Consider the following 26,511-nt stretch of genomic DNA (forward strand, 5'->3'; position numbering starts at 1 on the left):
CAGCGCGTTTTCTACAGATCTGCTGGAGCGCCTGGTGGCTGGGGCGCGGCGGCCTGCTCACCCGGCACGCTGCTCGGCGCGTGGCCTCCCCGAAGCGCTGGCGGAGCCGCGCGGTCCGGGGTATTGGGCAGAGCAGTACGATGTCCGACGTGCAGAGACCGCTCCCGCCGAAAAAGGACGTCGCGCTGGCCCTCCTCGAGCGAGAGCCGAGCGTGTTCATCCACCTCGATCCGCGCCGGCCCGGTGTCTCCGTCCCCAAGTGGTTCACGGGGCAGCCGCAGCTGATCCTCCAGGTCGGCATGAACATGGCGATCGCCATCCCCGACCTCAAGGTGGACGACGACGGGATCAGCTGCACCCTGTCGTTCAACCGCGCGCCGTTCTGGTGCCGCTTGCCGTGGCACGCGATCTGGGCGCTCGTGAGCGAGGACCAGCGCGGCATGGTGTGGCCCGAGGACATCCCGGCCGATCTCGCCGCGCAGAAGCAGCAGCGCCCCGCCGTCGCCCCGCCGCAGAAGCCCGCCAAGAGGCCGCGCCCCCGGCTCGCCGCCGTCGCGCCCCCCAGCGGCGACGACGAGCGGAGCGACGAGGCGGCGGACGAGGCGCGGGCGCGCGACAGGGCGCGCCCCCAGCTCGAGCCCGTGGAGGCCGGCGAGCGCGAGGCCCCGGCGCGGGACGCCGGCGCGGCCGTGAGGCCGCTCGCGCCGGTGCCGGCGCCGGCCCTCGCGCCGGTGCGGTCCACCGAGGAGCGCGAAGACGACGAATCGGGTGGCTCCGGTGAGCCCGAGCCCAAGCCGCGCCAAGGGGCGGGCAAGCCGAAGCGGGAACTGCCCCCCTATTTGCGGGTCATCAAGTAACGCCACTGACGCTACTGCTTGACGGTGCGGCTCGGCCATTCCAACTCTGGCCGGCCATGCCTCGACCGTTGCAGCGCATCCTCACTGCGCTCCTGCTCCTCGGCGTCGTCGTCGCCCTCGAGTTCGGCTTCGAGACCCTCTTGCCGGACGCTGCCTGGCGTCAGCTCGCCCTGTTCGCGATGGTCAACGTCATCGCGGCGCTCTCGCTCAACGTCATCAACGGCATGGCCGGCCAGTTCTCGATCGGCCACGCAGGCTTCGTCGGGATCGGCGCGTACACCGGGGCGGTCGTCGCCGGCAACCTGCACCAGCACCTCGGCGGCGGCGACCCGCTCTTCGGCAACTCGTTCGTCGTGATGCCCGCGGCGCTGCTCGCGTCCGGGCTCGTCGCGGCCCTGTTCGGCCTCGTGGTCGGCCTGCCGAGCCTCCGGCTGCGCGGCGACTACCTCGCCATCGTGACCCTGGGGTTCGCCGAGATCTTCCGCCTGACGATCGCGACGGCGACGACCGGCGGCCCCGACCAGGGGGCGATCGGCAGGCTCCTCGGGGCGCTCGGCGGCCCGATCGGCTACGCCGGCCCCGACGACACCGGCGTGCCGCAGTACGCCGGCCCGTTCTGGATCTTCGGCGCCGTCGTGCTCGCGACGATCGTCGCCTGGCGGCTGAAGTTCTCCGGCTGGGGCCGCGCGCTGCGCGCCCTCCGCGAGGACGAGATCGCCTCCGGCGCGGTGGGCGTCGATCCGACGCGCTACAAGGTCACGTCGTTCGTCATCTCCGCCGCCGGCGGCGGCATCGCCGGCGCCCTGCTCTCGTCGATGCGCGACGGCAACCCCACGGTCCAGCCGGACCAGTTCACGTTCAACTACTCGTTCGACGCCATCACGATGGTGATCCTCGGCGGCTCGGGCAGCGTCTCCGGGGCGATCCTCGGCGGCGTGTTCGTGACCTTCACGGTGAAGCTCATCGAGCAGCTGCAGGGCCTCGACAGCGTCCTCGCGCTGAAGGCGGCCTACCCCGCGCTCGATCTGAACGCCCTCAGGATGGTGATCTACGCCGCCATCCTCATCGGGCTGATGGTCCTCCGCCCCGAGGGGCTGTTCGGCGAGCGCGAGCTCTTCGGCCGGCGCTGGTCGCGCAGGAGGCGCTTCCCGGTGGGCCCGGCCGAGCCCGTCCCCGCCACGACCGGCGTGGAGGCGGGCGCCGGGCACGACGGCGCGCCGCCCATCCCGGGCGCGCCGCCCGATGAGCCGCCGCCCGGCATCACCGTCGGCCGCGAGGGCAAGGCGGCCGGGAGGGAGCTCGAGTGAACCTCGATCTGAAGCACGTGACCAAGCGGTTCGGCGGCCTGCGGGCGGTCGGCGACGTCTCCTTCACCGTGCCCGAGCGCTCGATCTTCGGGCTCATCGGCCCGAACGGCGCGGGCAAGACGACGGTGTTCAACCTGATCACCGGCGTCTACAAGCACGACGAGGGCGCGATCCGCTTCGGCGGGACCGACCTCGCGCCGCTCCGGCCGAGCCAGATCGCGCGCCTCGGCATCGCCCGCACGTTCCAGAACATCCGCCTCTTCGGCCAGCTCACGGTGCTCGAGAACGTGCTCGTCGCCTGCGAGAACCTGCGGAGATCCACGCTCGCCGCCGCCCTCTTGCGCTCGCCGTTCTTCTACAAGGACGAGCAGGAGATGACCGAGCGCGCCCTCTCGCTGCTCTCGGTGTTCAAGCTGGAGGACATGGCCGACGAGATCTCGACGTCGCTCTCGTACGGCAACCAGCGCCGCCTCGAGATCGCGCGGGCGATGATGCTCAAGCCGAGGGTGCTCCTGCTCGACGAGCCGGCGGCGGGCATGAACTACGGCGAGGCCGAGGGGCTCAAGCAGCAGATCCGCTGGCTGCGCGACACCTTCGACATCACGGTCGTGCTGGTCGAGCACAACATGCAGGTCGTGATGGGGGTGTGCGAGGAGATCCACGTCCTCGATCACGGCGAGACCATCTCGCACGGCACCCCGGAGGTCGTGCGCAGGGACCCGAAGGTCCTCGCCGCGTACCTCGGCGAGGAGATCGACGACGAGGCGGCCGGCGCGGCGGCGGAGGAGCCCGCATGAAGACATCGCATCCGACGCGGCAGCCCCCCTCGGTGGCCCCCGGCGACCCCCTGCTCGTCGTCGACGATCTCGCGGTCAGCTACGGCGGCATCAAGGCGCTCAAGGGCGTCAGCCTCGAGGTGCGGCGCGGCGAGATCGTGGCGATGATCGGCGCGAACGGCGCCGGCAAGACGACCACGCTGAAGACGATCGTCCGCCTCCTCCCGATCGCCTCCGGCCGCGTCCGCTACGACGGCAAGGACCTCGCGTCCGTCTCGACGGAGGAGCTCGTCGCGGCCGGCGTCTCGCTCGTCCCGGAGGGGCGCGCGATCTTCTCGAACCTCAGCGTCCGCGAGAACCTCGAGCTCGGCGCCTGGTGCCACAAGCACGGCCCCACCATGGCGGAGACCGTCGACGACGTGGTGAAGCTCTTCCCCCGGCTGGGCGAGCGCATGCACCAGCACGGCGGCACGCTCTCCGGCGGCGAGCAGCAGATGCTCGCGATCGGCCGCGCCATGATGGCGCGCCCCGCCATGCTGCTCCTCGACGAGCCCTCGCTCGGCATCGCGCCGCGGCTCGTCGCGGACATCTTCGAGTCCATCGCCAAGATCGCGGCGTCAGGAACAACCGTACTCCTCGTCGAGCAGAATACCCGACTGGCGCTCAAGTACTCGACCCGTGCCTACGTGCTCCGTACTGGGCAGATCGCCATGAGCGGCGAGTCGAAGGACCTCGCGGCGAACGAAGAGATCCGCGCGGCCTACCTCGGCGGCTGATCCCGCGTCCCCGCGCCGAAGCGCGTCGGCGCGTCGCGATTCCCCGAGCGGTCGCAGACGGGCCATCACGGATCACGGCGGAACACAGCGGATCAGAAGCGGATCGGAAGCGGATCGGAAAAGAAACAGGCAGGGAGCGCTGGTGTTTCAAGCGCGTATCAACGCATCGCGTGATGCGCTGAGGCGCGATTGATATCGCTCTTTGCCGAATATGGAGTATGGTCACTGTGAGCCAGGCCATGAAGACCTGGTCTTCACAGCGGCGGCCAGAGCCGGCTGCTGACGGGGGATACCCATGGAGATTGAGAGCACGACCCGCGTCCTGGTGATCGATGACGACGCCAGCAACTCCCAGCCGCTCGTCCACTTCCTCTCATCCCGGGACTACACGGTGGAGACGTGCTGCGGGCTCGGCCACGCGCGTGACGTGCTTGCCCGCTGGCGTCCTCATGTGATGGTGCTCGTGCCCCGGGAGGAGGCGGAGCTCCACAGCGAGATGGAGGAGCTCCGCCGCATGTCGCCGCGCGTGCCCGTCGTGGTGCTCACGCCCGCGGTCGGCCCCGAGCTCATCCTGGACATGGAGGCGTTCGCGCCCACGGTGCCCGCGTGCCCGTCGCGCGGCCTCGCGTACATCGAGTCTGCGGTGGCCGACGCCTCGGCCATGGGCTGACCGCGGCCGGCCTCGGATCGGGGCCCGCGCGCACCGCGGGCCGGGTCCCACCCGGGGCAGGCGCTTGCCGCATCGGCTCGCCTCAGGCGGACGGCTCGATCCCGTCCGGCAACCCGTCGAAGAACTCCTCCACCACGGACGCGAGCCAGGCGCGCACCGGTCCGGTCGCGCACATGCTCCTCACGACGGGCCAGAGCGCGTCCGCGAGCGCGCCGACGTCGAGCTCGGGCGCGATCCCGAGCCGCCCCAGCGCCTCGCCGAGCGGCTCGCCCGCGTGCGCGGCGACGAACGCCGCGATCGCCTCGCTGGTCCGCGCCCGGACGGGCCGATCCCGGAGCAGCTGCGCGGCGATGTCGGCGCCGAGCTCCTCGGCGATCGCCGAGCTCTCCGCGTCGAGCTGACCGACGAGCGCGCAGATCTCCTGCTCCAGCACCCACGTGGCGACCTGCTTGCGCAGGCCGACGAACTCGGGGGTGTCGCCCTTGGCGACGAGCAGGTCGTGCACCTGGCGCATCGCCGTGCGCGAGAAGCCCTGCAAGAACCGGCGGATCTCCGGCTCGAGCCGCCGCTCGAACTCGCCCCGCATCGCGCCCATCGTCTTGCCGACCCCGCCGAGGCCGAAGGGGGCGACCCGCTTGAGGAGCGCGGGCAGGCCCCACTCGGCGAAGAACGGGTTCACCTTCTCGGAGAACTCCATCAGCGTGTCGTAGAGGACGTCGCGCATCACCGCGTCGAGCGCCGCGCTCTCCAGCACCTCGCGCACGAGCCGCTCCGGCACGATCTTCGGCTGCTCGAGGATGCGGTCGAGCTTGTCGCGGGCGCCCTCCGGCAGGAGCTCCTTCGCGCGCCGCCGCTCGGCGCGCGCCGCCTCGACGAGCGCCGCGAGCGCCGCGGCGGCCGCGGGCCGGACCGCCCGCCGGAGCGGCTCCTCCGCCGCCAGCGCCTCGAGCGCGCGCCCGATCGCCCCCGCGTCCACGAGCTCGCCGAGCGGCGTCGCGAGCAGCGCCGCGAAGCCGGCAGGCAGCCGCTCCCGGAAGTCGCGCGCCGCCGCCTCCGAGACGAGCCGCGCCTCGAGGAACGCGATCTGACGAGCCTTCAGTTCATTAAGTAGCGCGCGATCCATCGGGCAACCGATAGCCCCGAGCCCCCGCCGGTGCCAGGCGCAGATGACCCCGGGCCCCTGCCGACGCGGCGCCCGGCGCCCGGCGCGCGGCCCCCGCCCAGACCCCCAGATCGCGCAGTACTGTGAATCTGCCCAGCGGGTGAGCCCCTTACTCATCGAACGTGGTTTCGGAGGAGCCTTACCAAAAACACCTTACTTGGAGCTCCAGTATCCGGGAACCCCCTGAGTCGGCGCGCCGCTCGCGCATGGGCGTTCGTGCGGCGGACCTGCGGGCAGCGCCGCGCGCCCGGGCGAAGCGGGATTGTCGGTGATTGTCATTCCCCGCGGGGAGCGACTCGGGCCGAAGTCAACTTTGCGGACCTCGCGACAGAGAGTTGCAACGAATTACAAGTGCCTGACAACTTCGGATCCGGCGGGTGGTACGCGTTCGTTGTCTGTCGGCGCCTGCAGGGGTGGAGAACGGCGCTCTCGCCCGTCCCCACGGCTGCACGGCAACCCGCCGGCGGTAGGTGCTCGCGATGCTCTCCCTGCTGCTCTGTGTCCTCTACTTCGGCGTGCTGCTCGGCCTCAGCGGCTACGGCCTGCACCGGCTGCACCTCGTGGTCCTCTGTCGCATGAACCGCGCGAAGATCACCCGCGCGCAGGAGGTCGCGGCCCTGACCGATCGCGACCTCCCGCCGGTGACGATCCAGCTCCCGCTCTTCAACGAGTCGACGGTCGCGGCGCGGCTGCTCGATGCCGTCGCGAAGATGGACTACCCGCGCGACAAGCTGGAGATCCAGGTGCTCGACGACTCGACGGACGAGACGCAGGGCCTCGTCCGCGCGCACGTCGAGCGGCTGCGCGCGCTGGGCCTCGACGCGGTGTACCTGCACCGCGTGGACCGCGTCGGCTACAAGGCGGGGGCGCTCGACGCGGGGCTCAAGATCGCGAAGGGCGAGCTGGTCGCGATCTTCGACGCCGACTTCATCCCGCAGCCGGACTTCGTGCGGTCCATCGTCGGGCACTTCGAGGACCCGACGGTCGGCATGGTGCAGACGCGGTGGGGCCACCTGAACCGCGACGTCTCGATCCTCACGCAGGTGCAGGCGCTCATGCTCGACGGCCACCACCTCGTCGAGAACCGCGCGCGCTTCGGCGCGGGCCTCCTGTTCAACTTCTCCGGCACCGGCGGGATGTGGCGCAAGGACGCCATCCGCGAGGCGGGCGGCTGGCAGCACGACACGCTGACCGAGGACCTCGACCTGTCGTACCGGGCGCAGCTCGCGGGCTACCGCTTCATCTACCGCGAGGATGTCGTCTCGCCCGCGGAGCTCCCCGAGGACATCTCGGCGCTGCGCGCGCAGCAGTACCGCTGGGCCAAGGGGACGGTGCAGACGGCGCGCAAGCTGATGGCGACCGTGCTGAGCGCCAAGCTCTCGCTCGGGCAGCGGATCGAGGCGTTCTTCCACCTCACGCCGCACTTCGCCTACCCGCTGCTGGTGCTGCTGAGCGTCCTCTTGCTGCCGGCGCTCGTGCTGTTCCCCGCGGCCGACACGCTGACGATGATCGCCATCGACCTGCCGCTCTGCACGGCGACGACGGGGTCGCTCGCGGCGTTCTACATGCTGGCCGAGACGGCGCAGGGCCGCTCGCGCTGGGGCGCGGTCAGGCGCCTGCCGATGCTCATCGCGCTCGGGACGGGGCTCGCGCCGTACCTGTCGAAGGCCGTGATCGAGGGGCTCCGCAGCATGTCCGGCGAGTTCGTCCGGACGCCGAAGCAGGGCGACAACAAGGGCCGGTACAAGGTCCGCACGGACCTGCCGATCACCGAGGCGATGCTCGCGGTGCTGTCGTGCGGCGCGGTGGTCGCGTCCGTGGAGACGGGGCACTACTTCGCCACGCCGTTCGCGGTGCTCTTCGCCGTCGGCTACCTCTACGTGGCGTTCCTGGTCGTCCAGGAGCAGATCGTGCGCCGCCGCGATGTGGCCTCGAGCGCGCCGGTCGTCGGCTGGAGCGACGCGCGGCCGAGCGAGGCGGCCGTCGTCGGCGCCTGGTCCCGGCAGCCGACGAAGGAACGCCACCTCGGCGATCTTGCCGTCTGAGCGGATCGTCGCCGCCGGGCCCCTCCTGCGCCCCTGGTCGCGCCGGTGAGCCTGCCGGGTTCCTGGCCGCCGGATCGAGGGTGCGAGGTGTGGGGCGCTGCTCGTGGGGTCGCAGGTTCGCTCCGAGCGCTGCGTTGCTCGGGGGGGGCTCCACGAAGCGTGCCTGGTGCACATCGGGCGAAGCCTGCGTAACCCCCTGGACCTTACCGACGCACGCTGGCATTCTGCCCTCCAGGCCGGTCGGGGGACCGCACGCGGCTTCCTGAACGGTCTTCAGGGGTTGCGGCGCGTCCCCCCTTCTGCAAGGGCGATGGGGGTGTCATGACGAAAGCCGAAATCGTTCAGGCGGTCTACTCCCGCCTTGGGGGGTTCTCGAAGAAGGAATCTGCCGATCTGGTGGACCTCGTGTTCGAGACCATGAAGGAAACCCTGGGCCGCGGGGAGAAGATCAAGATCTCTGGATTCGGCAACTTCGTGCTGCGCGACAAGCGCCAGCGGCAGGGTCGCAACCCCCAGACCGGCGACCCCATCCTGATCACGGAGCGCCGGGTCCTGAACTTCAAGGCGAGCCAGATCTTGAAGCAGGCCCTCAACCCGCGTGAGACGGCCTCGGCGGCCGAGGAGTAGACCGCTTGGCGGTGCGCGCGCAGCTTCCGGCGAAGCTGTACTACCGGATCGGCGAGGTGGCCGGCATCGTGGGGGTCGAGCCGCACGTGCTCCGGTACTGGGAGACCGAGTTCCGCTCCATTCGCCCGCAGAAGTCGGCGAAGGGGCAGCGGGTCTACAGCCGGCGCGACGTCGAGACGCTCCTCAAGGTCAAGGAGCTGCTCTACTCGCACCGCTTCACGATCGCGGGCGCGCGGCGCAAGCTGCGCGAGGGCGGCATCGAGCCGCCGCCGCCGGACGCGGGCGCGAGCCACGAGGAGGTGCAGCGGATGCGCACGGCCCTCGTCGAGATCCGGACCGAGGTGCTCGCGCTGATGGATGAGCTCGAGCGCGTCTGAGCTCCACGGCGTGGCGCCGGGCCTCGGGTTGCGCCTTGCGTTGCCGGCCAGGGCGAGCGACACGCCGGAGGGGGCGCTCCCCGCGATCGACGTCTCCGCGATCGCGGGCGCGAAGGTGACGCTCCTGCGGGGCGTCGAGGCGGACGGGCTCTCGCTGCGCGCGGTGTGCGTGACGGCCCCGTCGCGGCAATGGGTGACCGGCCTGGAGGAGCTCGTGCTCGATCGGGCCTCGGGGCTCGTGCGGGGGGGCCTCGGGGTGGCGATCGAGCGGTGGGAAGCAGGGCCGATCCACGCGCAGTCGCAGCGGTTCGAGCAAGCGTTCGAGGGAGCCGGGAGGGCAGGCGCGCGCGCGGTGGTGATCCGCGGGCAGCACGCGCTCGGCTTCGCCGGGAGCGAGCACGACGCGGCGCTCTGCAGCCTGGCCTGTCTGGAGCCTGCGCAGGGGACGGGCGCTCGGTGCGGCGCGCTGCTCGGCGCGACCGCGTTCGAGGGCGTGTTCGTGGCGCCGCCCGAGCCGGGGCTGCTCGTGCGGACGATCTTCCTCGCCGCAGAGCAACCCCTCGCCATGACCGCCGCGCTCGGCGTGCTCGCGGCGGCGGGGGTGACCGTCCTGCTGGCGCGGCGGCCGCGGCCGCGGCCCTAGGGCGGGGAAGAGGGGCTCGTGGAGAGCTGCCCGGCCCTCGGAGAGGGCCTGTCGCGTGGATGCGAGATGCTGAAGGGAGAGGCGTACGCCAGGCGGATGACTCGACCGGGCAGGGGGAGCGATCAGAACGGGATGTCGTCGTCGTTGCCGCCGCCGTAACCGCCGCCGCCGAAATCGTCGGGCGGAGGACCGGGATCCTGCGCAGCCGGCGCGGGGCGACCGCCGCCGCCGCGGTTGTAGCCGCCGCCTGCCGGGCGGCCGCCACCGCCGCCACCGCCACCGTAACCGCCGCCGCCACCACCACCGCTGTAGCCGCCGCCGCCGCCGCTGTAGCCCCCGCCGGGATCCGCGCCGAACGCGCCTGCGTCATCGCCGGCAGCGCCGCGACCGCGGCCCCCGCCCGTCAGCAGGACGTTGTTCGCGATCACCTCGGTCTTGTAGCGCTTGTTGCCATCCCGGTCGTCGTAGCTCGACGTGCGGAGCGAGCCCTCGATGAAGATCGAGGAACCCTTGCTGAGGATCTTGCCCAAGGCCTCGGCGCGCTTGCCCCAGATCACGACATTGTGCCAGTCCGTCCGTTCTTTCCGGACCTTGTCGCGGTCCAGGTACGACTCGGTCGTCGCGAGCCGCAGGTTCAAGACGGCCTGACCCCCCTGGGTGAACCGGAGCTCTGGGTCGGCGCCCAGGTTGCCGAGCAGCATTACGCGATTCAAGCCTTCGGCCATCGTCACTCCTTCCCTAGGAGGGGCTCAGCGCACGCTGCGCTGAACGAACGTCGCCTGCTTCACTCCCCCATGGGGGCCGACGCGTCAAGGGTCGTGGCGCGCCGAAAAGCACGCGGCGCGCCCGCGCGGGGGGGACCGGCGTGGGCCTCGGCACGGTCGGCGCGGCGTCGCTCGATCGCCGTCCGATGGCCGTCCGATGGCCGTCCGATCGCCGTCCGATGGCCGTCCGATGGCCGTCCGATCGCCGTCCAATTCCGCCAGGCTCCGCGCAATGCCGCGTGATTCCGCTCACCCGCCCGCTCCGGCCTGCGCGAGGAGGTCGGCCAGGAAGAGCCGGGCGATCGTGAAGTAGAGGAGGATCCCCAGGACGTCCACGAGGCTCGCGATGAACGGCGTGGAGCTGGTCGCCGGATCGAGGCCGATGCGCCGGAGCAGGAGGGGGAGCATGGCGCCGACGGTGCAGCCCATGAGGACGATCGCCATCAGCGTCGCGCCGATCGTCAGGACGAAGCCGGTGCCGTCGCCCCAGAGCCAGACGCGGACCATGCCGATGACGGAGAGGATAAGGCCGAGCACGACCGCCTGCCCGAGCTCGCGGACGAGGACGCTCGCCCAGTCGCCGACGCGCACATCGCCGACGGCGAGGCCGCGGATGATGAGCGACGACGACTGCGAGCCGGAGTTGCCGCCCGTGGAGATGAGCAGGGGCACGTAGTAGGCGAGCGTCGCGACGGCCTCGAGCTCGTGCTCGAAGCGCCGGAGCACCTCCCCGGTCATGAACTCGCCGACGAACAGCACGGCGAGCCACGGGGCCCGCTTCTGGATGAACGTCCAGAAGCTCGTCTTGAAGTAGCTGTCCTCGATGGGGCCGACCGCGCCGAGCCGCTGCATGTCCTCGGACTGCTCCTCCGTGAGGACGTCCATCACGTCGTCGACGGTGATGACGCCGAGCAGCTTGCGGTCCGCGGAGAGCACGGGCAGCGCGTTGAAATCGTACTTGGCCATGGTCCGCGCGACCTCTTCCTGGTCGGTCTCGGGGCTGACGGCGAAGACGTTCTCGGTCATCACGTCCGCGAGCTTCTCGGACGGCGAGGCGAGCAGCAGATCGCGCAGCGACACGACGCCGATGAGGTGCCCGCGATCGGAGACGATGTACACGTAGTAGATGGTCTCGGCGTCCTCGCCGACGGCGCGGATGCGCTCGATCACGTCGGCGACCGTGAGGTGGATGCCCACCGACACGTAGTCGGTGGTCATGAGGCCGCCGGCGCTGTCCTCGGGCCACTTGGCGAGCTCCTCGACCTCGGCCGCCGCCTCGGGGTCGACCTTCTCCAGCGTGGAGAGCAGCGTGCCGCTGACCTGGTCCGGGAGGGCCTCGATGAGGTCCGTGCGGTCGTCGGCCGCCATCTCGGAGACGATCGGCGCGATGCTCTCGACGCCCATCTGCTCGACGAGCGCCTCCTGGGTCTCCTCGTCGAGGCGCTCGAAGATGGGCGCGGCCTCCTCGGCCCTGAGCGCCATCAGGACCTTCGCCGCTTCGGCGTCGTCCAGCAGGCCGATGAGGTCGGCGAGGTCCTCGTCGTGGATCTCGTCCAGCAGCTCGGAGAGCTGCGCCGGATCCTCGGCGAGCAGCTGCCGTACCTCCGGGACCATGGCGAGGGCGACGCGCAACATGCCCGGGCACTGACCACAACTCGGCCCTGCTGGGAAGCGGCAAACCCCACCGGCGCCGGGCCCGCGACCCACCCAGCTCCCCGCACCGACCGAGGTTGGGCTGCGGCGCCGCGGCCGACCGAGGTTGGCCCTCCCACGACCGCCCGCCGCGCGCGATGGAGGCTGGGCTCCCGCAACCTGGGAAGGAGTGATTTGCAATACAGTGATAAGTGAACTTTCTCGACTGGCCGACCCAGGTTGAGGATCAGGCCGGAGGAGCCAGGTCGACCCAGGTTGAGGGCGGGTCGCCCAGGTTGAGGGGCGGGTCGCCTACTGCGTTGGCTGTCGCGCAATCAGGTTGACGTCGCGGCGGCGCGCGGGGCATGGAGGGCACGGGGCCGCGTGCGGCGGCATCTCGTTTGCTATGGCACCCCTTCGCGGGGTCGAGCGGGGCCGGCCGGGTCGAATTGACAGCCTTCCGGTCGGGTCCCTAGCATCGGGCTCCCGTCGAGCCGTGGATCGCCTGCGGAAGTCGGTCATGGGCCCGTGGACGGCGGGCCTTTTCGGTGGCTTGACCGCCGCGCAACTGGATCGGTGGTCGAAAGGAAAGTCGAATATGACGCGGATAGAGCGTGAGAGCAGGCGCCCGTGGAGGGGCGCGGTGAGGTTCGCCATGGCGGGCCTGCTGATCGCGGGCACAGGCAGCGCCTTCGGATGTCTGAGCCGCCCCATCGCCGAGAACAAGCCCCGGTCGACGTCGACGATCGTCGAGCGGCTGACGCAGAGCTCGGTCGACAAGATCGACCTGCTCCTGGCGATCGACAACTCGGGCTCGATGGCCGACAAGCAGGCCATCCTCGCCACCGCGATCCCCGACCTCGTCGAGGGTCTCGTCAACCCGCGCTGCATCCACAGGGACGGCGTGATGACGACCACGGTCGCCTCGCCCAACACGCCCTGTCCGCAGGACTACAAGCGTGAGTTCGAGCCGGTCAAGGACATCCACATCGGCATCATCAGCTCGAGCCTCGGCGGCCACGGGGCGGGCGCCTGCCAGGCGTCGACGAGCGCCTCGAACGTGGACATGGCGCACCTCCTCGCGCGCAGCGACGAGAACTCCGACGTCAACGACCTCCCGACCTACCTCAACCTGGGCTTCCTGGCCTGGGATCCGGATCAGAAGCTCGACGGTGAGCCGGAGACGCCGGATCAGAACGACGGCGAGGCGGACATCGGCCCGAATGATTCGAACGCCGACCTCAACAACACGACGCTGGTCGGGGCGCTCACCGCGATGGTCGAAGGCACGGGGCAGACCGGCTGCGGCTTCGAGGCGCAGCTCGAGAGCGTGTACCGCTTCCTCGTCGACCCGGAGCCCTACGCGACGATCAGCATTGACGCGGACCAGAACATCGTCGTCACCGGCGAGGATGCCGTCGTCAAGAAGCAGCGCGCCGACTTCATGCGGCCGAGCTCGCTCCTCGCGATCATCATGCTCACCGACGAGAACGACTGCTCGATCCGCGAGGAGGGCAAGAACTACCTCGTGGCAGACACCACGCCAAGCTTCCGCCTGTGGCGGCCGCGCAGCGAGTGCGCCACCAATCCGGGCGACAAGTGCTGCAGGTCGTGCAGCCAGAAGCAGGATGGCTGCTCACCCGACCCGACGTGCACGGGCACGGACGGCAACACCGCCAGGCTGAGCAAGGAGGAGGACCCGGTCAACTCGCGCTGCTGGGATCAGAAGCGCCGGTTCGGCTTCGACTTCCTCTACCCGATCGACCGCTACCGGCGCGCCTTCACCGAGGCGCAGATCCCGAACCGCAGGGGCGAGCTGGTCCCGAACCCGATCTTCAGCGATCCGAACCCGGACGACCTCGACTCCAACGTCCGCGATCCCGGGCTCGTCTTCTTCGCCGGTATCGTCGGCGTGCCGTGGCAGGACATCGCGCGTCAGAACGCGGACGGCCAGCCCGACCTGCTGAACGGCCTCAACCAGGATGGCGAGCCGGTCGGTGGGTTCAAGAACTCCGACGAGCTCAGCGCTCCGGTGGCCGGCGCCGCCAGCACCTGGGAGCTCATCCTCGGCGATCCCGCGACGTACCAGGCGCCGAAGGATCCCTTCATGGTCGAGTCGATGAAGCCTCGCTCGGGCATGAACCCGATCACGGGCGATGCGATCGTCGGACCGGAGGCGACGGGCTGGAACGGCATCAACGGCCGCGAGTACACGATCCCGGAGGACAGCACGGGGGACCTCCAGTACGCCTGCATCTTCGATCTCCCCCAGGCCGCGGTGAAGACCTGCGACGGGGCGGCTCAGAGCTGCGACTGCAGAGCGGTGGGGGGTCAGCCGATCGACAACCCGCTGTGCAGGCCTGACGCGGGGAACGATCAGGAGGATCCGGCGCCCAGGTCGACGACGCAGATCAAGGCGAAGGCCTACCCGGGCCTCCGCGAGCTGCAGCTCATCCGGGAACTCGGCCCCCAGGGCATCGTCGGCTCGGTGTGCCCGCGCCAGCTCGAGCGCGCCGGCGACGCCGACTACGGCTACCGGCCGGCGATCGGCGCCATCATCGACCGCCTGAAGACGGTGCTCGGCGGCCAGTGCCTGCCGCGCACCTTGACGCCGGACGCGAAGCAGCAGGTCTCCTGCCTGATCCTCGAGGCGCGCAACTCGCAGGGCCAGTGCAACTGCGCGGATCCGAGGAAGCTCGGGCGCCTCGACGTGACGGGCGCTCATACGGCGGCGAAGGACGAGGTGCTCTCGCTCGACATCGCGAAGGCGTCCGGCTGGGACTGCGTGTGCGAGATCCAGCAGCTCGAGGGCGACGGCGCCGTCGCGTGCAGGACCAGCGTCAGCGACGACATCGACGTGCATGGGTGGTGCTACGTCGACCCGTCGATCCGGCTCGGCGAAGCCAGCATCGTGGCCGACTGCCCGTCGACCGAGCAGCGCAAGATCCGGTTCACGGGTCAGGGCGAAGCCCAGCAAGGGGCCACGCTGTTCATCACCTGCTCCGGCGAGTAGGCGACGTCAGCTGGCGTCAGCGAACGTCTGCTAACGTCCGCTAACGTCCGCTAACGTCTGATTGAGCCCGGCGCGCGGGGTGCGGTCGTGAGATCGCGCCCCGCGACGCTTTTGTGGTGCTTTGTGGCTCCAGAGCGGCTCCAGCGAGCCGGCCGGAGGAGCGCTGGGAGGGACCTGCTCGGTTTTGTGCTAAGACCGGACTCCGTCGTGGTGGCACGCAAGAAGATTCTCATCATCGAGGACGAGCCCCACATCGTGCTGGGGCTGACGGACGCCCTCGAGTTCGAGGGCTTCTCGGTGGCGTCGGCCTCGAAGGGGAAGGACGGCGTGCTGCTCGCGCGGCAGGAGAAGCCGGACGCCATCCTCCTCGACCTCATGCTCCCCGACACCAACGGCTTCAAGGTCTGCGAGGATCTGCGGCGCTGGGACGCGTTCGTGCCGATCATCATGCTGACGGCCCGCGGCCAGGAGATCGACAAGATCCGCGGCCTCGACGCGGGCGCCGACGACTACGTGACCAAGCCGTTCAGCGTGGGCGAGCTCATCGCCCGCCTGCGCGCCCTCTTCCGCCGCGCCGCCCGGCCGGCCGAGGCGCCCGTCGAGGTGTTCTCCATCGGCAACGTGCAGATCAACATGACCGCCCACACGGTCTCGCGGGGCTCGCGCTCGGATCAGCTGTCGTTCTACGAGGTCGAGCTCCTTCGCCTGCTGCACGAGCGCCTGGGCCAGCCGGTCTCGCGCGAGGAGATCCTCCAGAAGATCTGGGGGATCGAGGCCGGGCCGTCGAACCGCACGGTCGACAACTTCATCGTCAAGCTGCGCAAGAAGGTCGAGCGTTCGCCCGACAAGCCGGAGCACATCCTCACGGTCTACGGCTTCGGTTACAAGCTCGCTCCCTGACGGAGCGGCAGGACGTTGCGGAGGTCGCAAGGCACCGTCACCGCGGCGTCGGTGATGCGCTTCGCATCGAGCTCGGGGAGGCGCGCGCCCTCGCGGATCTGCCGCGCCTCGAGGCGGAGCCGGACGAGGCCCGGGCTGCCCGTCTCGCCGGCGTACCCGACCACGTCGCCCGCGTCGAGGCGCGCGCCCGCCACGACGCCGGGGCCAGGGCGATCGAGGTGGCCATGGAGCAGGAGGTACCTGCGCACGCGATCCGCGTCGGGCGCCTCGCGCACGTCGTGCGCCGTGGCCACCGTGATCCCGGACAGCGCGCCGACGAAGACGACCTCGGCCTTCCCCTCCTGGCCCTCGAGCCTGAGCGCCGCCACCCGCTCGCCGCGCGTCGCGGCGATGTCGATCCCGCCGATCCACGACGGCGGCTCGGGCCGCGCCGCGCCGATAGCGGCGACGGAGCCCGCTGCAGGCAGCGCGCCCGCCCCGGCTGGAGCCTCCTCGACAAGGAGGAACCCCGGCGGCGCGTCCGGCGCGCCGATCGGGAACGTGTACGCGGCGGCGCTCGCCGGACGTTCCGGGCGGCGGGGGATGTGCTCGTGGGCCTGGCTGCGCGTGCCCGCTCTTGCGGGGCGCGCGCCGGCAGGGTCAGAGAGCGCCGCGGCGCCGCCTTCGGGGAGCGGCGCGCCCGGAGCAGGCAGCGGGACGCAGGCGGCGCCCTCCGGCACCGTGCGCGGGCCGCAGAGCGCCGCCGCGCCCGCGGCGCCGCGCGCCGCGGCCGCCGGAGGGACGACCGCGGGCGGCGGCGGCTCGGGATCGTCGATGCCGCCGAGCGCGAGGACCAGCGCCGACGCCGCGGCGCCGCGCACCAGCGGGGAAGGGGAGACCGCCGCCCTCGCCGGGCGGGCTTGCGATGAGCCGGACACACGCATGCCACGAACGGTCTACCGCATCGCGCGCGGCGGGCGAGCTCGATGGAGCGGCGGCGCGCTCGTCCCGCCCGGCTCGCGCGCGCGGCCACGGCGTGGGCGGCGCCGGGCACGCGCGGCCGCGCCCGCCGTGGACGGGAATTCGCGAGGAACAGGCCCTTGTTGCCTGCCGGCTTGCGGAGGCGACGCGCTGTTGATAGCTCCTCTTCGTGCAAAATCGTCAAGCGATCGAGACGACCCTGAACAAGCTGTTCGACGCGGAGCGCACGGCTCGCCGGCTCCACGACGACCTGACGGCCATGCCCGGCGATGGGCTGCTGGATGTCCTCACGGACGCGATCGCGGCCGCGACGCGCGAGAACGACGAGGACGAGGCGGCGCTCCGGCTGGTGCGTATCGCGTCGCTGCTCGGCGAGCACGAGGGGCCGCGCGCGCTCGACGCGCTCATCGATGTGCTCGCGTCGGAGCACCCCGAGGCGCGGCAGGCCGCGGGCGAGGAGATCGAAACGCTGGCCTACGATCGGTTCAAGGAGGTCGCGCAGGCGATCGAGCGCGCGCTGAAGCGGCTGCCGGTGGGCTCGTCGGCGCTCCCGGAGCTGCCGTACCTCATCGCCGAGGTGCCGGAGCCGGGCGTGCCGAAGCTGCTCAGCCAGTTCCTGAGCCACAAGGATCCGGACGCGGTCGCGGCGGCGATCGAGACGCTCGTCGAGATCGGTGACCCGGCGCATGCGCCGCTCATCCAGCCGCTGCTCGACGACAAGCGCACGGTCGAGCTCGCCGACGACGGCGGCGACGACGCGACGTCGGAGGTCACGATCGGCGAGCTCGCCGAAGAGGCGCTCAGCCTCCTCGCGCCCTACGACGACGAGGAGGACGGGGTCGCCTGATGATCGGCCCGCCGCTGAGCGCGGCGGACGCCGTGTTGTTCGAGCACGCGGTCGTCCCGCGCTACCTCTCGTTCTTCGCCTCGCTGGCGGTCGAGATGCTGCTGCCCTCCGAGGCGGCGCGCATCGTCCACCTCGGCTGCAGGAGCGGCTTCCCCGACGCGATCGTGGCCGACAAGCTGCCCGGCGCGACCCTCGTGGGCGTCGACGGCTCCGCCGCCGCGCTCGAGCTCGCGCGCGACAAGGCCGCGCTGTTCTCCGGGATGAACGCGAGCTACGTGCTCGCCGACGCCCTGCCGACGCCGCTGCCGGACGCGAGCTTCTCCCACGCGTTCACGCTGCACCCGGTCTGCCGTCCGAGCGAGCGGGCGCAGCTCCTCGCCGAGCTGCGCCGGGTCCTCGTCCCCGGCGGCCAGGCGCTCATCGCGCTGCCGCTCCGCGGCTCGTTCCCGGAGATCGCGGACATCGCGCGGGAGTGCGCGCTCAAGCAAGACCTCTCGGAGCTCGGCGCCGCGGTGGACGCCGCCGCCGTCAGCCGCCCCACGATCGAGACCATCGCCGAGGAGATCGAGGGCGCGGGGCTCGACGAGGTCGAGGTCGACGTCCAGCTCATCGCCGTGTCGTTCGAGAGCGGGCGTGAGTTCCTCGAGGATCCCATCTCGAGGTTGATGGTGATCCCCGAGTCGACGGCGATGCTCGACGTCGAGCCGCAGATCATCGACTCGATGCTCAAGTACCTGCACCACGCGGTCTCGAAGTACTGGTCCGAAGGGGTCTTCGAGCTGACCGTGAACGTCGGGTGCGCGAGCGCTCGGCGCCCCCTCGTCTGATCACGGCCGACGATCGGGCCAGGGCGCTGGTCGCGCGGAGCGCGGCCAGCGCTAGCGCTCGCGCCCGCCGCCGCCGCCGCGGAGGCCGAGCTCGTCGAGCCCGGCGAGCGCCGCGAGCGAGACCGGGTGGTACGGCGGCCGCGGGGTGATCGGCTTCCGGGCGTCGCCCCCGCGCTCCTCGATGAGCCGCGCGCAGAGCGCGAGGCACCACTTGCCCTGGCACCAGCCGGTGCCGAAGCCCGTGTAGCGCTTGACGGACTCGACGTCCTTGTAGCCGCGATCCATCGCGGCCTCGAGCTCGTGCAGCGTGACGTCCTCGCAGCGGCAGACGAGCGTCTTCATCGATCTAGTCGCCCTCGTACTCGCAGCGGGCGTCGCAGGTCTCGAAGATGGTGACCCGGTTCAAGGACGGCAGCGACGGCGCGAGGCGGGTCCAGATCCACCGTGCGAGCACCTCGCTCGTCGGGTTCTCCAGCCCGGGGACCTCGTTCAGGTAGTGGTGATCGAGCAGGTCGTGGAGGGGAGCCCAGGCCTCGTAGAGGTGGCTGTAATCGATGAACCACCCCGTCTCCTCGTTCACCGGGCCGCGGATCGCGACCTCGACCTTGAAGCTGTGACCGTGGAGGCGCGCGCACTTGTGCCCCTGCGGCACCTTGGGAAGGCGGTGGGCGGCTTCGAAGCGGAACTCGTGTACGAGACGGACGTTCATCGGAGCAGCGGTCATGGGGCGGCTGCCGTGGGGCGTCAACGCCCCGTGGCCTGAACAGGGGGCGGCGTGAGGTACGGGGTTCCCTCGAGGGGCTCGAGCGGCTATACCGCCGGCCATGCCGCAGAAGCCCGCAGTGAGAGCCAAGAAGAAGCGTCGCGATACGAAGCGCCTGGCGAACTGGCGCGCCAAGAAGGAGCTGCAGAGCGCCCAGGGGACGCCGGCCGAGCCGGCCGCCGCCGCGCGCTCCGGCAGCTGAGCCGCGAGCACCGGCCCCGGCCGGTGCTCAGCTCGCCGGCTCGTCCTCTTCGTCGTCGTCCTCGTCGGGTTCCGGCGACGCGGGTCCCCTGCGTCGCGCCGCGCGAACGGTCGCGACCTCGGCCCGGGACGGGTTGATCACCAGGAAGCCGTGGTCCGCGTCGAGGAGCGCGACGTCTCCCGGCGACGCCCAGCGGAACGCCCCCGCCACATCCACGATCGACGGCACGCCGAGCAGCTGGAGGAGCACGAGCGAGCGCGGCCCGGACCGGTCGCTGAGCGCGACGCCCACCGGGTGGGCCCGGGCGGAGATCAAGAGGTCGAAGACCGTCAGCTGGTCTCCCACGAGGACCGCCTTCGACGGGAGCTCGGCCCGGGCGTCCGGGGTCGCCAGCATCAGGATCGCATCGCAGAGATCCTCGATGTCACGGGCGCGATCCTGCAGGAACGGGTCACCGACGATCCCGTTGGCGGCCCGCGCCACCTCGCGAGCGACCGTCCCGAGCGCCTGCGCGACGTTGCGCCCGCCGGCCGCGAGCTCGAAGGCGCGCGCGCGCAGGCGGCCGTCGCCGATCATCAGGAGGTAGGTCGAGAGGAACGCCGCCTCCTGCGCGAGCCCTCGCTTCGCCGCGCGTGCGTTGAGGTCGAGGAGCGCCTTCTCCGCGATGTCGAACGCGAGCCGCAGGAGCTTCGGATCGCCGCTGCCCTGCCGCGCGCCGAGCGATGAGGTCGCCGGCCGCCGCAGGGCGGCGATGGCGCCTAGCGCGCGCCCGGCGACGACGGGCAACCCCGGCAGCGTGACCTTGCGCGTGCCGCCGCCCGTGCGCCGCCGCCGCTCGCGCAGCTCGTCGAGCACCTGCGCGTGGCGAGCGCCGGCCGCGATCGGCGCGGTCAGCGCCATGACGAGCTCGACGTCCCGCGCCGTGAAGGCGCGATCGCCCGCCCGCTGCACGACCAGCGCACCGAGCGGGCGGCCGCTGCCGAGGATGGGCGCCGCAAGGAAGACCGGGAAGCGCTCTTCACGGAGCTCGGGGAACGCTCGATAGCGCTCGTGCTCGGTCGCCTGGACGACCGAGATCGGCCGCAGGCACTCGACCGCCATGCCCGTGATGCCCTGCCCGACCGAGAGCCGCACCGTGCCGCGCGCCTCGCGCGGAAAGCCGACGTTGCCGCGCAGCACGAGCTCATCGCCGTCGCCCTCGAGGAGGTACAGCGAGGCCACGTCGGCGCCCAGGATCGCGGCGATCCGCTGCGGCGCCTCGTCGAGGAGGAGCGACAGCGGCATCGGCTTCGCCACGAAGGCCAGGTACTCGATCACGAGATCCAGGCGCTCGTCGCGGCGCACCTGGATCCTCGCGGAGGCGACCGACGGCGGCGCGCCCTCGTCGTCGGCCTCCGCGACGCGGGCCGAGCTGCCGGCCGGATCGCTCGAGAGGGACGCGCCCTCCTCGTCGGGGCGGCGCTCGTCCAGCGCGCGGTCCACGAGGCTGTCCCGTGAGCCCTCCACGCCGGACGGCGTCGCCGACGGGCTCGCGATCGCTTCGAGCTCCGTGGGCGGATGGGTCGCCTTCGGATCGGTGCGCGACGACATGCCATGATCGCTATCACACACCGTCGCTCGAGCGCACCTTGCTCCCACCACGTCCCGATCGTGTCGCGGTCTGGACGGCGCGGCCGCGCGACGTGCGCGCTCGCCGCGAGCCGCCCGCGCGGGCGGCCGGACGTCAGGGCGTCCGCAGATCGACGGGGCCGTCGAGGGGCGGGCGCTGCATCCGCCCGAGCGCGGAGCGCCGGGCGCGCGGGGCTGCCGCGGCCGCCGCGCGCGCGAGCATCCCGCCTCCGCCCGCGCCGATCGCGGTGATCGCGCCGCGGATCGGCGCGAGCAGCGCCGGAGCGGCCTCGGCGCTGCTCGCCGCCACGTGGACGACGCGCGCTGCCGGCGGCAGCAGCAGCGATCGCGGCGCCGGATCCAGGCCGACCCCGTGTCCTCGACCTTCCCAGAACGAGCCCACGGCCTCGAGCGTGGCCCGGTACATGGTCACCTCCGCGCGGGCGGGGCCGTCGAGCGGCCCGCGCGGGACGCGCGCGCCCGCCTCCTCGAGCGCCTCGTGCAGGCCGCGCGCGAGCGCCTCCGCGCGCTCGGCCGGGCCTTCCACCAGCGCGAAGCGCGGCGACAGGCAGCCGCGCTGATCGAACGGCACGACGTCCGCGGCGATGTCCCGCGCCGCCTCGACGAGGTTTGCGTCCAGGCCGACGACGGCGAGCCCCAGGCCGGCGCCGTGCCCGCGCACGAGCACGCCCGGACCGGCCTGGGCCCGCAGCGTCGCCACGGTCTGGTCCGAGCCGTAGACGTGCAGCTCGGCGTGCGGCAGATCCCCGGGAACCCGCTCGCCGGCCGCCGCCCCGGCGTCCCCGAGCGCGACGTCCGCGACCAGCGCGATGACCCCGCCGGCGCGGCGGAAGCCTTCGTCGGCCTGCAGCGCGCGCACGAGGAGCTCCGCGACGACGGGATCGCGGCGGGACGGGCGCACGAAGACCTCCGGCGCTGTCGCCGTCGCGACGGCGATGGCCCGCAGCGGCGCCGTGCAGACGTTGGCCGCCAGGACCACGTGGCAGCGGCGCGCGCGCCCCGAGGCCGCCACGAGCGCGTCGAGCTCGCCGTGGCTCGGCGCGACCTCGAGGTGGCGGCCGAGCGCGAGCTCCACGCCCTCGGGCGAGAGGCCGCTCGTGGAAGGCAACCGCAGGCGCGCCTCCTCGCCCAGCGGATCGCGCGCGTCCGCGATCCGCGCCGCCGCAGCGACAGCGCGCTCGACGCGGAGGCGCCGCGCCGCGCCCTCGTCCATCCTCACGCCCCGCCGCCGAGCATCTGGTCGATCGCGATCGAGCAGCCGCGCGGCGGCGCCCCGGACGCGCGGCCCAGGAGCTCAACGCCCTCCGCGGTGACGCGCACGCGGTCGGCGGTCTGGATGGCGACCGCCGAGTCGACGTTCGCGAGATCGACGATCCGCGCGAGCCCGATCGCCCCCGCAGGGAGCGGCGCGAGCGTCTCGGGGTCCACCGCGGTGACGCGCGTCCAGGGAGGCGCGAGGTACAGCCCCGGCGCCGCGCCCGGTGCGCCGGCGAGCGCCGCCGCGAGCGTGCCCTCGTAGAGCTGGCTGGAGAGCTCGGTCATGCCGTACTCGCTCACCACGTGCGAGAGCGGCACCCCCAGCGCCCGCGCGATCGACGCCCGCAGCTCCTCCGCGGGCACCTCGCGCGAGCGGCCCTTGAAGCCGCCGGTCTGCATGACCCGGCTCCCTTCGGGGAGCCGCGCCGCGCCCTCGGGCAGCCGCGCCTCGATCAGATGCTCGATCCAATGCACGAAGGCGAACGACGTGCCGAGCACGAGCGCCGGCTCTCCCGAGGCGCGCGCCTCGGCGCACGCGCGGGCGAACCCCGCGGCGTCGAGCTCGCCGCCGCGAACGTGCCAGCTCGCCGGCCCCGAGAGGCGCGCCGCGAAGCGATCGATCATGAACCCGAGCGACGAGTCCGGCGCCTCGTGGAGCGGCGGCGCGAGGACGATCGCCCGGAGCCGCGCGCCGTCGGGCCACAGCAGGCGCTCCCCCCACGCGAGCGCGGCGAGCTCGTACGTGGCGGTCGTGCGGAACGGGTGCTCGCCGCGGGACGCCGCGCCGAGGGAGGTCCCGCTCGTGCGGAAGACGCGCTCGTCCGCCTCCGGCGGGTGGGCCGCGACGCGCGCGAACCGGAACACGTCGCACGGCACAGCGGGGATCTGCGCCGCGTGATCCATCGCGGCGACGTCCGCGCCGCGCGCCTCGAAGAGGCGGGCGACCGGCGCGCAATGCGCGGCCTGGTGCCGGGCGAGGGCGATCGCGAGCGCATCGAAGGTCTCCGGCAGCGCCCCGCGCTCGCCCCGGCCCTGCGGAGGAGAGGCGGCCGCCGCTCGGCCGGCGCCCGCCGAGCCCGCCCCGTCCACGCCGAGCGACGCCTCGATGAACGCCCGCGCGCGGCGGTGCAGCGCCTCGCTCTGGTCTATCGGTCCCACGGGCACCGGGATAGCACGCGCGTCCTGCTCCGCTCGCGCGCTAGGCCGTCAGCACGCGCGCGAGCGCGCCGGCCGCGGCCGAGAGCAGCGCTTCGGGGATGGTGAGCGCCGGCGTCAGCGTCAGCGTCTCGCCGCGCACCCCGCCCGTGAGGACCAGGTACCCTTCGGCCAGCATCCCGCGCATGGCCCGGAGCCCCAGCTCGGCGCTCTCGAGCTCGACGCCGACCATGAGCCCCGCGCCCCGCACGTCGACGACGCCTGCCCTGCGCGGGAGCGCCTCCCGCAGCATCGCCTGGAAGCGAGCGCCCACGTCGCGCGAGCGCGCGGCCAGCCGGCCTTCGTCGAGGGCGTCGAGCGTCGCGAGCGCGGCGCTCGACGCGAGGGGCGACCCGGAGTGCGTCGACGTGTGGACCACCTCGCCCTCGCGCGCCCACGCCCGCATGATCGGCTCGGGCGCCACGCACGCGGAGATGGGCAGACCGCCGCCGAGCCCCTTGCCGAAGCAGAGGATATCGACCGGCGCCCCGAGCTCTCCTGTGCGCGTCATCGTCCCCGATCGACCGAGGCCGGTCCAGATCTCGTCCGCGATCACCAGCGCCCCGTGCCGGCGCGCCGCTTCGCAGACCGCGCGCAGGAACGCGTCGGGCGGGACGACGCAGCCGCCCCGCCCGAGGATCGGCTCGAGGAGGACCGCGCCGACGTCGCCCCCGCGCAGCGCGAGCTCGACGGCGTCGACCGAGCGCGCGGCGCCCGCCTCGTCGCGCGGGTAGGGCGCGAACGTCACGCGCCGGTTGAGCTGCTCCGCGAAGGGCGCCCGGTAGCTCTCGCGCAGCCCGCACGCCGCGAGCGGCGCGTACCCGAGCCCGTGGTACGCGCCCTCGAACGCGACGAGCCCCGGCCGCCCCGTCGCGAGCGCCGCCGTCTTGACGGCCGCGGTGATCGCGTCGCTGCCGCTCTGGCCGAGCAGCGCCATGGGCGAAGGCCCGGGGTGCAGCGCCGCGAGGCGCTCCAGCAGGGCGATCTTCACGTCGGCCGAGTACACGTCGCCGAGCGCGAGGGTCAGCCGCGACAGCTGCTCCTCCGCCGCGCGCCGCACCGGCGCCGCCGCGTGGCCGAGCAGCAGCGCGCCGAAGCCGGCGCACAGGTCGACGTAGCGGTTCCCGTCGACGTCGCAGACGTTCGCGCCGCGCCCGTGCGACAGCACGATCGGCAGCATGTCGGCGCCGCTCTTCTGCGCCCGCGCCTCGCGCCGCCGGCCGAACGCCGGGCACTCGACGCGCTCGAGGCGCTCGAGGGCGCTCCGCGACAGGGGACCAGGCGGCGGCGACAGGATCGCGGGCAGCTCCGCGCCGCTGCCCGCGTCCGGCGCCGCCGGCAGCGGCAGATCGCTGTTCGGCATCGTCCTTCCTCCGCCGGAGCCTAGCGCGCCCGCGGGCGGCTGCTCAGGCGCACACCCGGTTTCTCCCGCTGTTCTTCGCGTGGTAGAGGCGCTCGTCCGCGCGCTTGATGAGGTCGTTCGCGGTGCGATCACCCTCCTGGAGGAGCGCCACGCCGACGCTGATCGTCACGCGGATGCTGTCGGCCTGGAACACGAACAGGTGCTCCGCGACCTTTTGACGCAGGGTCTCGCCGAGGGCCGCCGCGCCCTCGATGGACGTCTCCGGCAGGATGATGGCGAACTCCTCGCCGCCGTAGCGCGCGAAGACCTCGTCGCGGCGAATGCGGCTCTGCACGATGCGCGCGACCTCCTTCAGCACGAAGTCGCCGGCCAGGTGGCCGTGGACGTCGTTGATGCGCTTGAAGTGGTCGATGTCGAACAGGAGGATCGCGAGGTCGCGCTCGTGGCGGCGGCCGCGGATGATCTCGCGCTCGAGCGCCTCGTAGAGGTAGCGCTTGTTGTGGATCTGCGTGAGACCATCGATGATGGTCATCCGGTAGATCTCTTCGTGGTATTGCGCCTCCACGTCGGCGCCGGACAGGAACTTGAAGATCGTGGGGCCGATCTTCACCCGGTCTCCGTTCTTCAGCACCACCTCGCGGGAGATCTGCTCATCGTTGCAGTACGTCCCGTTGGTGCTCCCATCGTCGACGACCATCCAGGCGCTCGGCCGCTGCTCGAAATGGGCGTGCCTTCGTGACACGGAGTCGCCGTCGAGCACGATGTGGTTGTCCGCGCCGCGACCGACCCGCGTCGGGTTGTTCTCCAGCACGAACCGCTTGCCGAGCAGCGTGGGCTCCTTCGTGTAGATCACGACCAGGCAGTCGGTCGTGTTCTTGCTGCCGCCGCCCGGTGGGGGCTGGACCACCTGCGTTACACGAGTCTTTTCGTCGAAGTCACTCACGCGCGCTCAGCCCAACCCGTCGTGCGACCTAGCCTCGACATCGTTCGAGCTCTTCCCGAGACGGAACCTACCCGGGCGTGGCTCTTCGGTCGCGATGCAACGGTTCGATATGCCCTAGCTCGCCCAACGTCAAAGCGTACTGACATGCCCCGACTCCCGTCAAGACGGCCATCCGGGCGGAGCCGTCTTCAGTGCTTCCTCCGCCTTCCCGACCCGACAACGGCCTACGTCGCCCTCTGCGCTCCGTCGCGCTCGTCGCGCGCGTTGCGCTCGTCGCGCCCTTCCACGTTCTCGGCTTGTTCCCCGCACGCCGTCCGCCCCTCGCCGCCGTTTGCCGCCGCTCACGCCGCGCCGCACCGCCGGTGCTCGCCGATGCGCCTTGTGGGGCGCTGTGCGCTGCTATCGCAGTTGACGCCCCATCTCTTTCCTCTTGTGCAGCCCGAGCTGCCGAGGACGCGGGTCTCTCTATGCGTTTCCCGAGCGCGCCGCCACCCGTCCGGCGAGCGATTGAGCCGGCAAGGGAGAGAATGGTTCGCTGGAACACGATGTGTCTGTTCGCCTGGCATGTCCGCGTTCTGCGGGGACGAGGCTCTGTGAGTTCTGCCTCAAAACCAGGGTGCATCACAACGCTGAACTGAGCGAAGCGGAACGGAGCGGATCGGAACCGTGCGAAGCGGAACGGAGCGAAGCGGCACGGAACGGAGCGGACCGGAACCGAGCGGCACGGAACGGAGCTGCTCCGGAGCGGAACCGAGCGAAGCCGAGCGGAACGGAGCGAAGCCGAGCGGAACGGAGCGGAACGGAACCGAGCGGAGCCGAGCGGAACCGCGTGCGCCGCGACCGTGCGGCGGCCCCGCCAGCGTGCCGGTTAGTTGACTTGGCACACAGGGTGCGTAGGATAGACCTGCGTCGCGGCGGAGACCTTCCCCCCCCAGGTCCGTCGCGGCGTTTTTCTTTTCAGGCTGCCGTGCCCATCT

25 protein-coding genes are annotated in these 26,511 nt (G+C 72.0%); 14 read left to right on the forward strand and 11 right to left on the reverse strand.

What is annotated here, in order from left to right:
• Window positions 1-140: 140 nt before the first annotated feature.
• From WMF44_RS46110 to WMF44_RS46130, 5 genes are all read left to right on the forward strand, one after another.
• A complete protein-coding gene (locus WMF44_RS46110; RefSeq protein ID WP_437296405.1) occupies window positions 141-857 on the forward strand; it encodes a ClpXP protease specificity-enhancing factor SspB in 717 nt (238 codons plus the stop codon).
• Window positions 858-913: 56 nt separating this feature from the next.
• The gene (locus WMF44_RS46115) at window positions 914-2,164 is read left to right on the forward strand and encodes a branched-chain amino acid ABC transporter permease (protein WP_437296406.1); all 1,251 of its coding nucleotides are present in this window, start codon (window positions 914-916) and stop codon (window positions 2,162-2,164) included.
• Entirely contained in the window at window positions 2,161-2,961 is an 801-nt protein-coding gene (locus tag WMF44_RS46120) for an ABC transporter ATP-binding protein (RefSeq protein WP_437296407.1), read from the forward strand. Before WMF44_RS46115 ends, WMF44_RS46120 begins: the two co-directional genes overlap by 4 nt.
• Window positions 2,958-3,716: an ABC transporter ATP-binding protein gene (locus WMF44_RS46125; RefSeq protein WP_437296408.1), complete on the forward strand. Its 759-nt coding sequence runs from the start codon at window positions 2,958-2,960 to the stop codon at window positions 3,714-3,716. The genes WMF44_RS46120 and WMF44_RS46125 overlap by 4 nt, the downstream gene beginning before the upstream one ends.
• A 295-nt stretch (window positions 3,717-4,011) precedes the next feature.
• Window positions 4,012-4,386 (forward strand): response regulator, encoded by a 375-nt coding sequence (locus tag WMF44_RS46130; protein ID WP_012241215.1) that lies wholly within the window; start codon window positions 4,012-4,014, stop codon window positions 4,384-4,386.
• Window positions 4,387-4,468: 82 nt separating this feature from the next.
• Here the strand turns inward: WMF44_RS46130 and WMF44_RS46135 are convergent, their stop codons facing one another.
• Complete coding sequence (locus WMF44_RS46135; protein WP_437296409.1) at window positions 4,469-5,509, reverse strand: hypothetical protein; 1,041 nt, start codon at window positions 5,507-5,509, stop codon at window positions 4,469-4,471.
• Between the two features lie 518 nt (window positions 5,510-6,027).
• Here WMF44_RS46135 and WMF44_RS46140 point away from each other — a divergent pair.
• The 4 genes from WMF44_RS46140 to WMF44_RS46155 all read left to right on the forward strand — a co-directional run bounded on the left by WMF44_RS46140 (window position 6,028) and on the right by WMF44_RS46155 (window position 9,240).
• On the forward strand, window positions 6,028-7,593 hold the full coding sequence (locus tag WMF44_RS46140) for a glycosyltransferase family 2 protein (RefSeq protein ID WP_437296410.1): 1,566 nt from the start codon (window positions 6,028-6,030) through the stop codon (window positions 7,591-7,593).
• 321 nt (window positions 7,594-7,914) lie between these two features.
• A complete protein-coding gene (locus tag WMF44_RS46145; protein WP_012241218.1) occupies window positions 7,915-8,220 on the forward strand; it encodes an integration host factor subunit alpha in 306 nt (101 codons plus the stop codon).
• An 11-nt stretch (window positions 8,221-8,231) separates the two neighbouring features.
• Window positions 8,232-8,597, forward strand: coding sequence for a MerR family transcriptional regulator (locus WMF44_RS46150; protein ID WP_437296411.1), 366 nt, complete (start codon window positions 8,232-8,234; stop codon window positions 8,595-8,597).
• Window positions 8,578-9,240, forward strand: a complete 663-nt coding sequence (locus WMF44_RS46155) for a hypothetical protein (RefSeq protein WP_437296412.1) — start codon at window positions 8,578-8,580, stop codon at window positions 9,238-9,240. The genes WMF44_RS46150 and WMF44_RS46155 overlap by 20 nt, the downstream gene beginning before the upstream one ends.
• A gap of 122 nt (window positions 9,241-9,362) precedes the next feature.
• Here WMF44_RS46155 and WMF44_RS46160 read toward each other — a convergent pair whose 3' ends face one another.
• Window positions 9,363-9,965: a single-stranded DNA-binding protein gene (locus WMF44_RS46160; RefSeq protein WP_437296413.1), complete on the reverse strand. Its 603-nt coding sequence runs from the start codon at window positions 9,963-9,965 to the stop codon at window positions 9,363-9,365.
• A 288-nt stretch (window positions 9,966-10,253) separates the two neighbouring features.
• Window positions 10,254-11,639, reverse strand: a complete 1,386-nt coding sequence (gene mgtE, locus WMF44_RS46165) for a magnesium transporter (RefSeq protein ID WP_437296414.1) — start codon at window positions 11,637-11,639, stop codon at window positions 10,254-10,256.
• A 652-nt stretch (window positions 11,640-12,291) separates the two neighbouring features.
• On the opposite strand from mgtE, the gene WMF44_RS46170 reads away from it, so the two are divergent.
• On the forward strand, window positions 12,292-14,649 hold the full coding sequence (locus WMF44_RS46170; protein ID WP_437296415.1) for a hypothetical protein: 2,358 nt from the start codon (window positions 12,292-12,294) through the stop codon (window positions 14,647-14,649).
• A 210-nt stretch (window positions 14,650-14,859) separates the two neighbouring features.
• Window positions 14,860-15,549, forward strand: a complete 690-nt coding sequence (locus WMF44_RS46175) for a response regulator transcription factor (RefSeq protein ID WP_437296416.1) — start codon at window positions 14,860-14,862, stop codon at window positions 15,547-15,549.
• On the opposite strand, the gene WMF44_RS46180 is transcribed toward WMF44_RS46175, so the two are convergent.
• Window positions 15,531-16,472, reverse strand: coding sequence for a M23 family metallopeptidase (locus WMF44_RS46180; RefSeq protein ID WP_437296417.1), 942 nt, complete (start codon window positions 16,470-16,472; stop codon window positions 15,531-15,533). The genes WMF44_RS46175 and WMF44_RS46180 overlap by 19 nt on opposite strands.
• 206 nt (window positions 16,473-16,678) lie before the next feature.
• Between WMF44_RS46180 and WMF44_RS46185 the strand changes: the two genes are divergently transcribed.
• Both WMF44_RS46185 and WMF44_RS46190 read left to right on the forward strand, forming a co-directional pair.
• Window positions 16,679-17,356, forward strand: a complete 678-nt coding sequence (locus WMF44_RS46185) for a HEAT repeat domain-containing protein (RefSeq protein WP_437296418.1) — start codon at window positions 16,679-16,681, stop codon at window positions 17,354-17,356.
• On the forward strand, window positions 17,356-18,183 hold the full coding sequence (locus WMF44_RS46190) for a class I SAM-dependent methyltransferase (RefSeq protein WP_012241227.1): 828 nt from the start codon (window positions 17,356-17,358) through the stop codon (window positions 18,181-18,183). Before WMF44_RS46185 ends, WMF44_RS46190 begins: the two co-directional genes overlap by 1 nt.
• A 51-nt stretch (window positions 18,184-18,234) precedes the next feature.
• Here the strand turns inward: WMF44_RS46190 and WMF44_RS46195 are convergent, their stop codons facing one another.
• Together WMF44_RS46195 and queD are read right to left on the reverse strand one after the other, a co-directional pair.
• Window positions 18,235-18,525: a (2Fe-2S)-binding protein gene (locus tag WMF44_RS46195; protein WP_437296419.1), complete on the reverse strand. Its 291-nt coding sequence runs from the start codon at window positions 18,523-18,525 to the stop codon at window positions 18,235-18,237.
• 4 nt (window positions 18,526-18,529) lie between these two features.
• The gene (gene queD / locus WMF44_RS46200) at window positions 18,530-18,892 is read right to left on the reverse strand and encodes a 6-carboxytetrahydropterin synthase QueD (protein ID WP_012241229.1); all 363 of its coding nucleotides are present in this window, start codon (window positions 18,890-18,892) and stop codon (window positions 18,530-18,532) included.
• A gap of 115 nt (window positions 18,893-19,007) precedes the next feature.
• Here queD and WMF44_RS46205 point away from each other — a divergent pair, with 115 nt between their 5' ends.
• Entirely contained in the window at window positions 19,008-19,148 is a 141-nt protein-coding gene (locus tag WMF44_RS46205) for a hypothetical protein (RefSeq protein ID WP_012241230.1), read from the forward strand.
• 27 nt (window positions 19,149-19,175) lie between these two features.
• On the opposite strand, the gene WMF44_RS46210 is transcribed toward WMF44_RS46205, so the two are convergent.
• The 5 genes from WMF44_RS46210 to WMF44_RS46230 form a co-directional block, all read right to left on the reverse strand.
• Window positions 19,176-20,738: a GAF domain-containing protein gene (locus tag WMF44_RS46210; protein ID WP_437296420.1), complete on the reverse strand. Its 1,563-nt coding sequence runs from the start codon at window positions 20,736-20,738 to the stop codon at window positions 19,176-19,178.
• A gap of 133 nt (window positions 20,739-20,871) precedes the next feature.
• Window positions 20,872-21,990, reverse strand: a complete 1,119-nt coding sequence (locus WMF44_RS46215) for an acyl-CoA reductase (RefSeq protein ID WP_437301685.1) — start codon at window positions 21,988-21,990, stop codon at window positions 20,872-20,874.
• A gap of 2 nt (window positions 21,991-21,992) precedes the next feature.
• On the reverse strand, window positions 21,993-23,192 hold the full coding sequence (locus WMF44_RS46220; protein ID WP_437296421.1) for an acyl-protein synthetase: 1,200 nt from the start codon (window positions 23,190-23,192) through the stop codon (window positions 21,993-21,995).
• Window positions 23,193-23,232: 40 nt separating this feature from the next.
• Window positions 23,233-24,591 carry an aspartate aminotransferase family protein gene (locus tag WMF44_RS46225; protein WP_437296422.1) on the reverse strand — a complete coding sequence of 453 codons (1,359 nt, stop codon included), beginning with the start codon at window positions 24,589-24,591 and terminating at the stop codon, window positions 23,233-23,235.
• Between the two features lie 43 nt (window positions 24,592-24,634).
• Window positions 24,635-25,534, reverse strand: a complete 900-nt coding sequence (locus tag WMF44_RS46230; RefSeq protein WP_012241235.1) for a GGDEF domain-containing protein — start codon at window positions 25,532-25,534, stop codon at window positions 24,635-24,637.
• Between the last annotated feature and the right edge of the window lie 977 nt (window positions 25,535-26,511).

Source organism: Sorangium sp. So ce426 (assembly GCF_051475585.1).
Lineage (GTDB): Bacteria > Myxococcota_A > Polyangia > Polyangiales > Polyangiaceae > Sorangium > Sorangium cellulosum_B.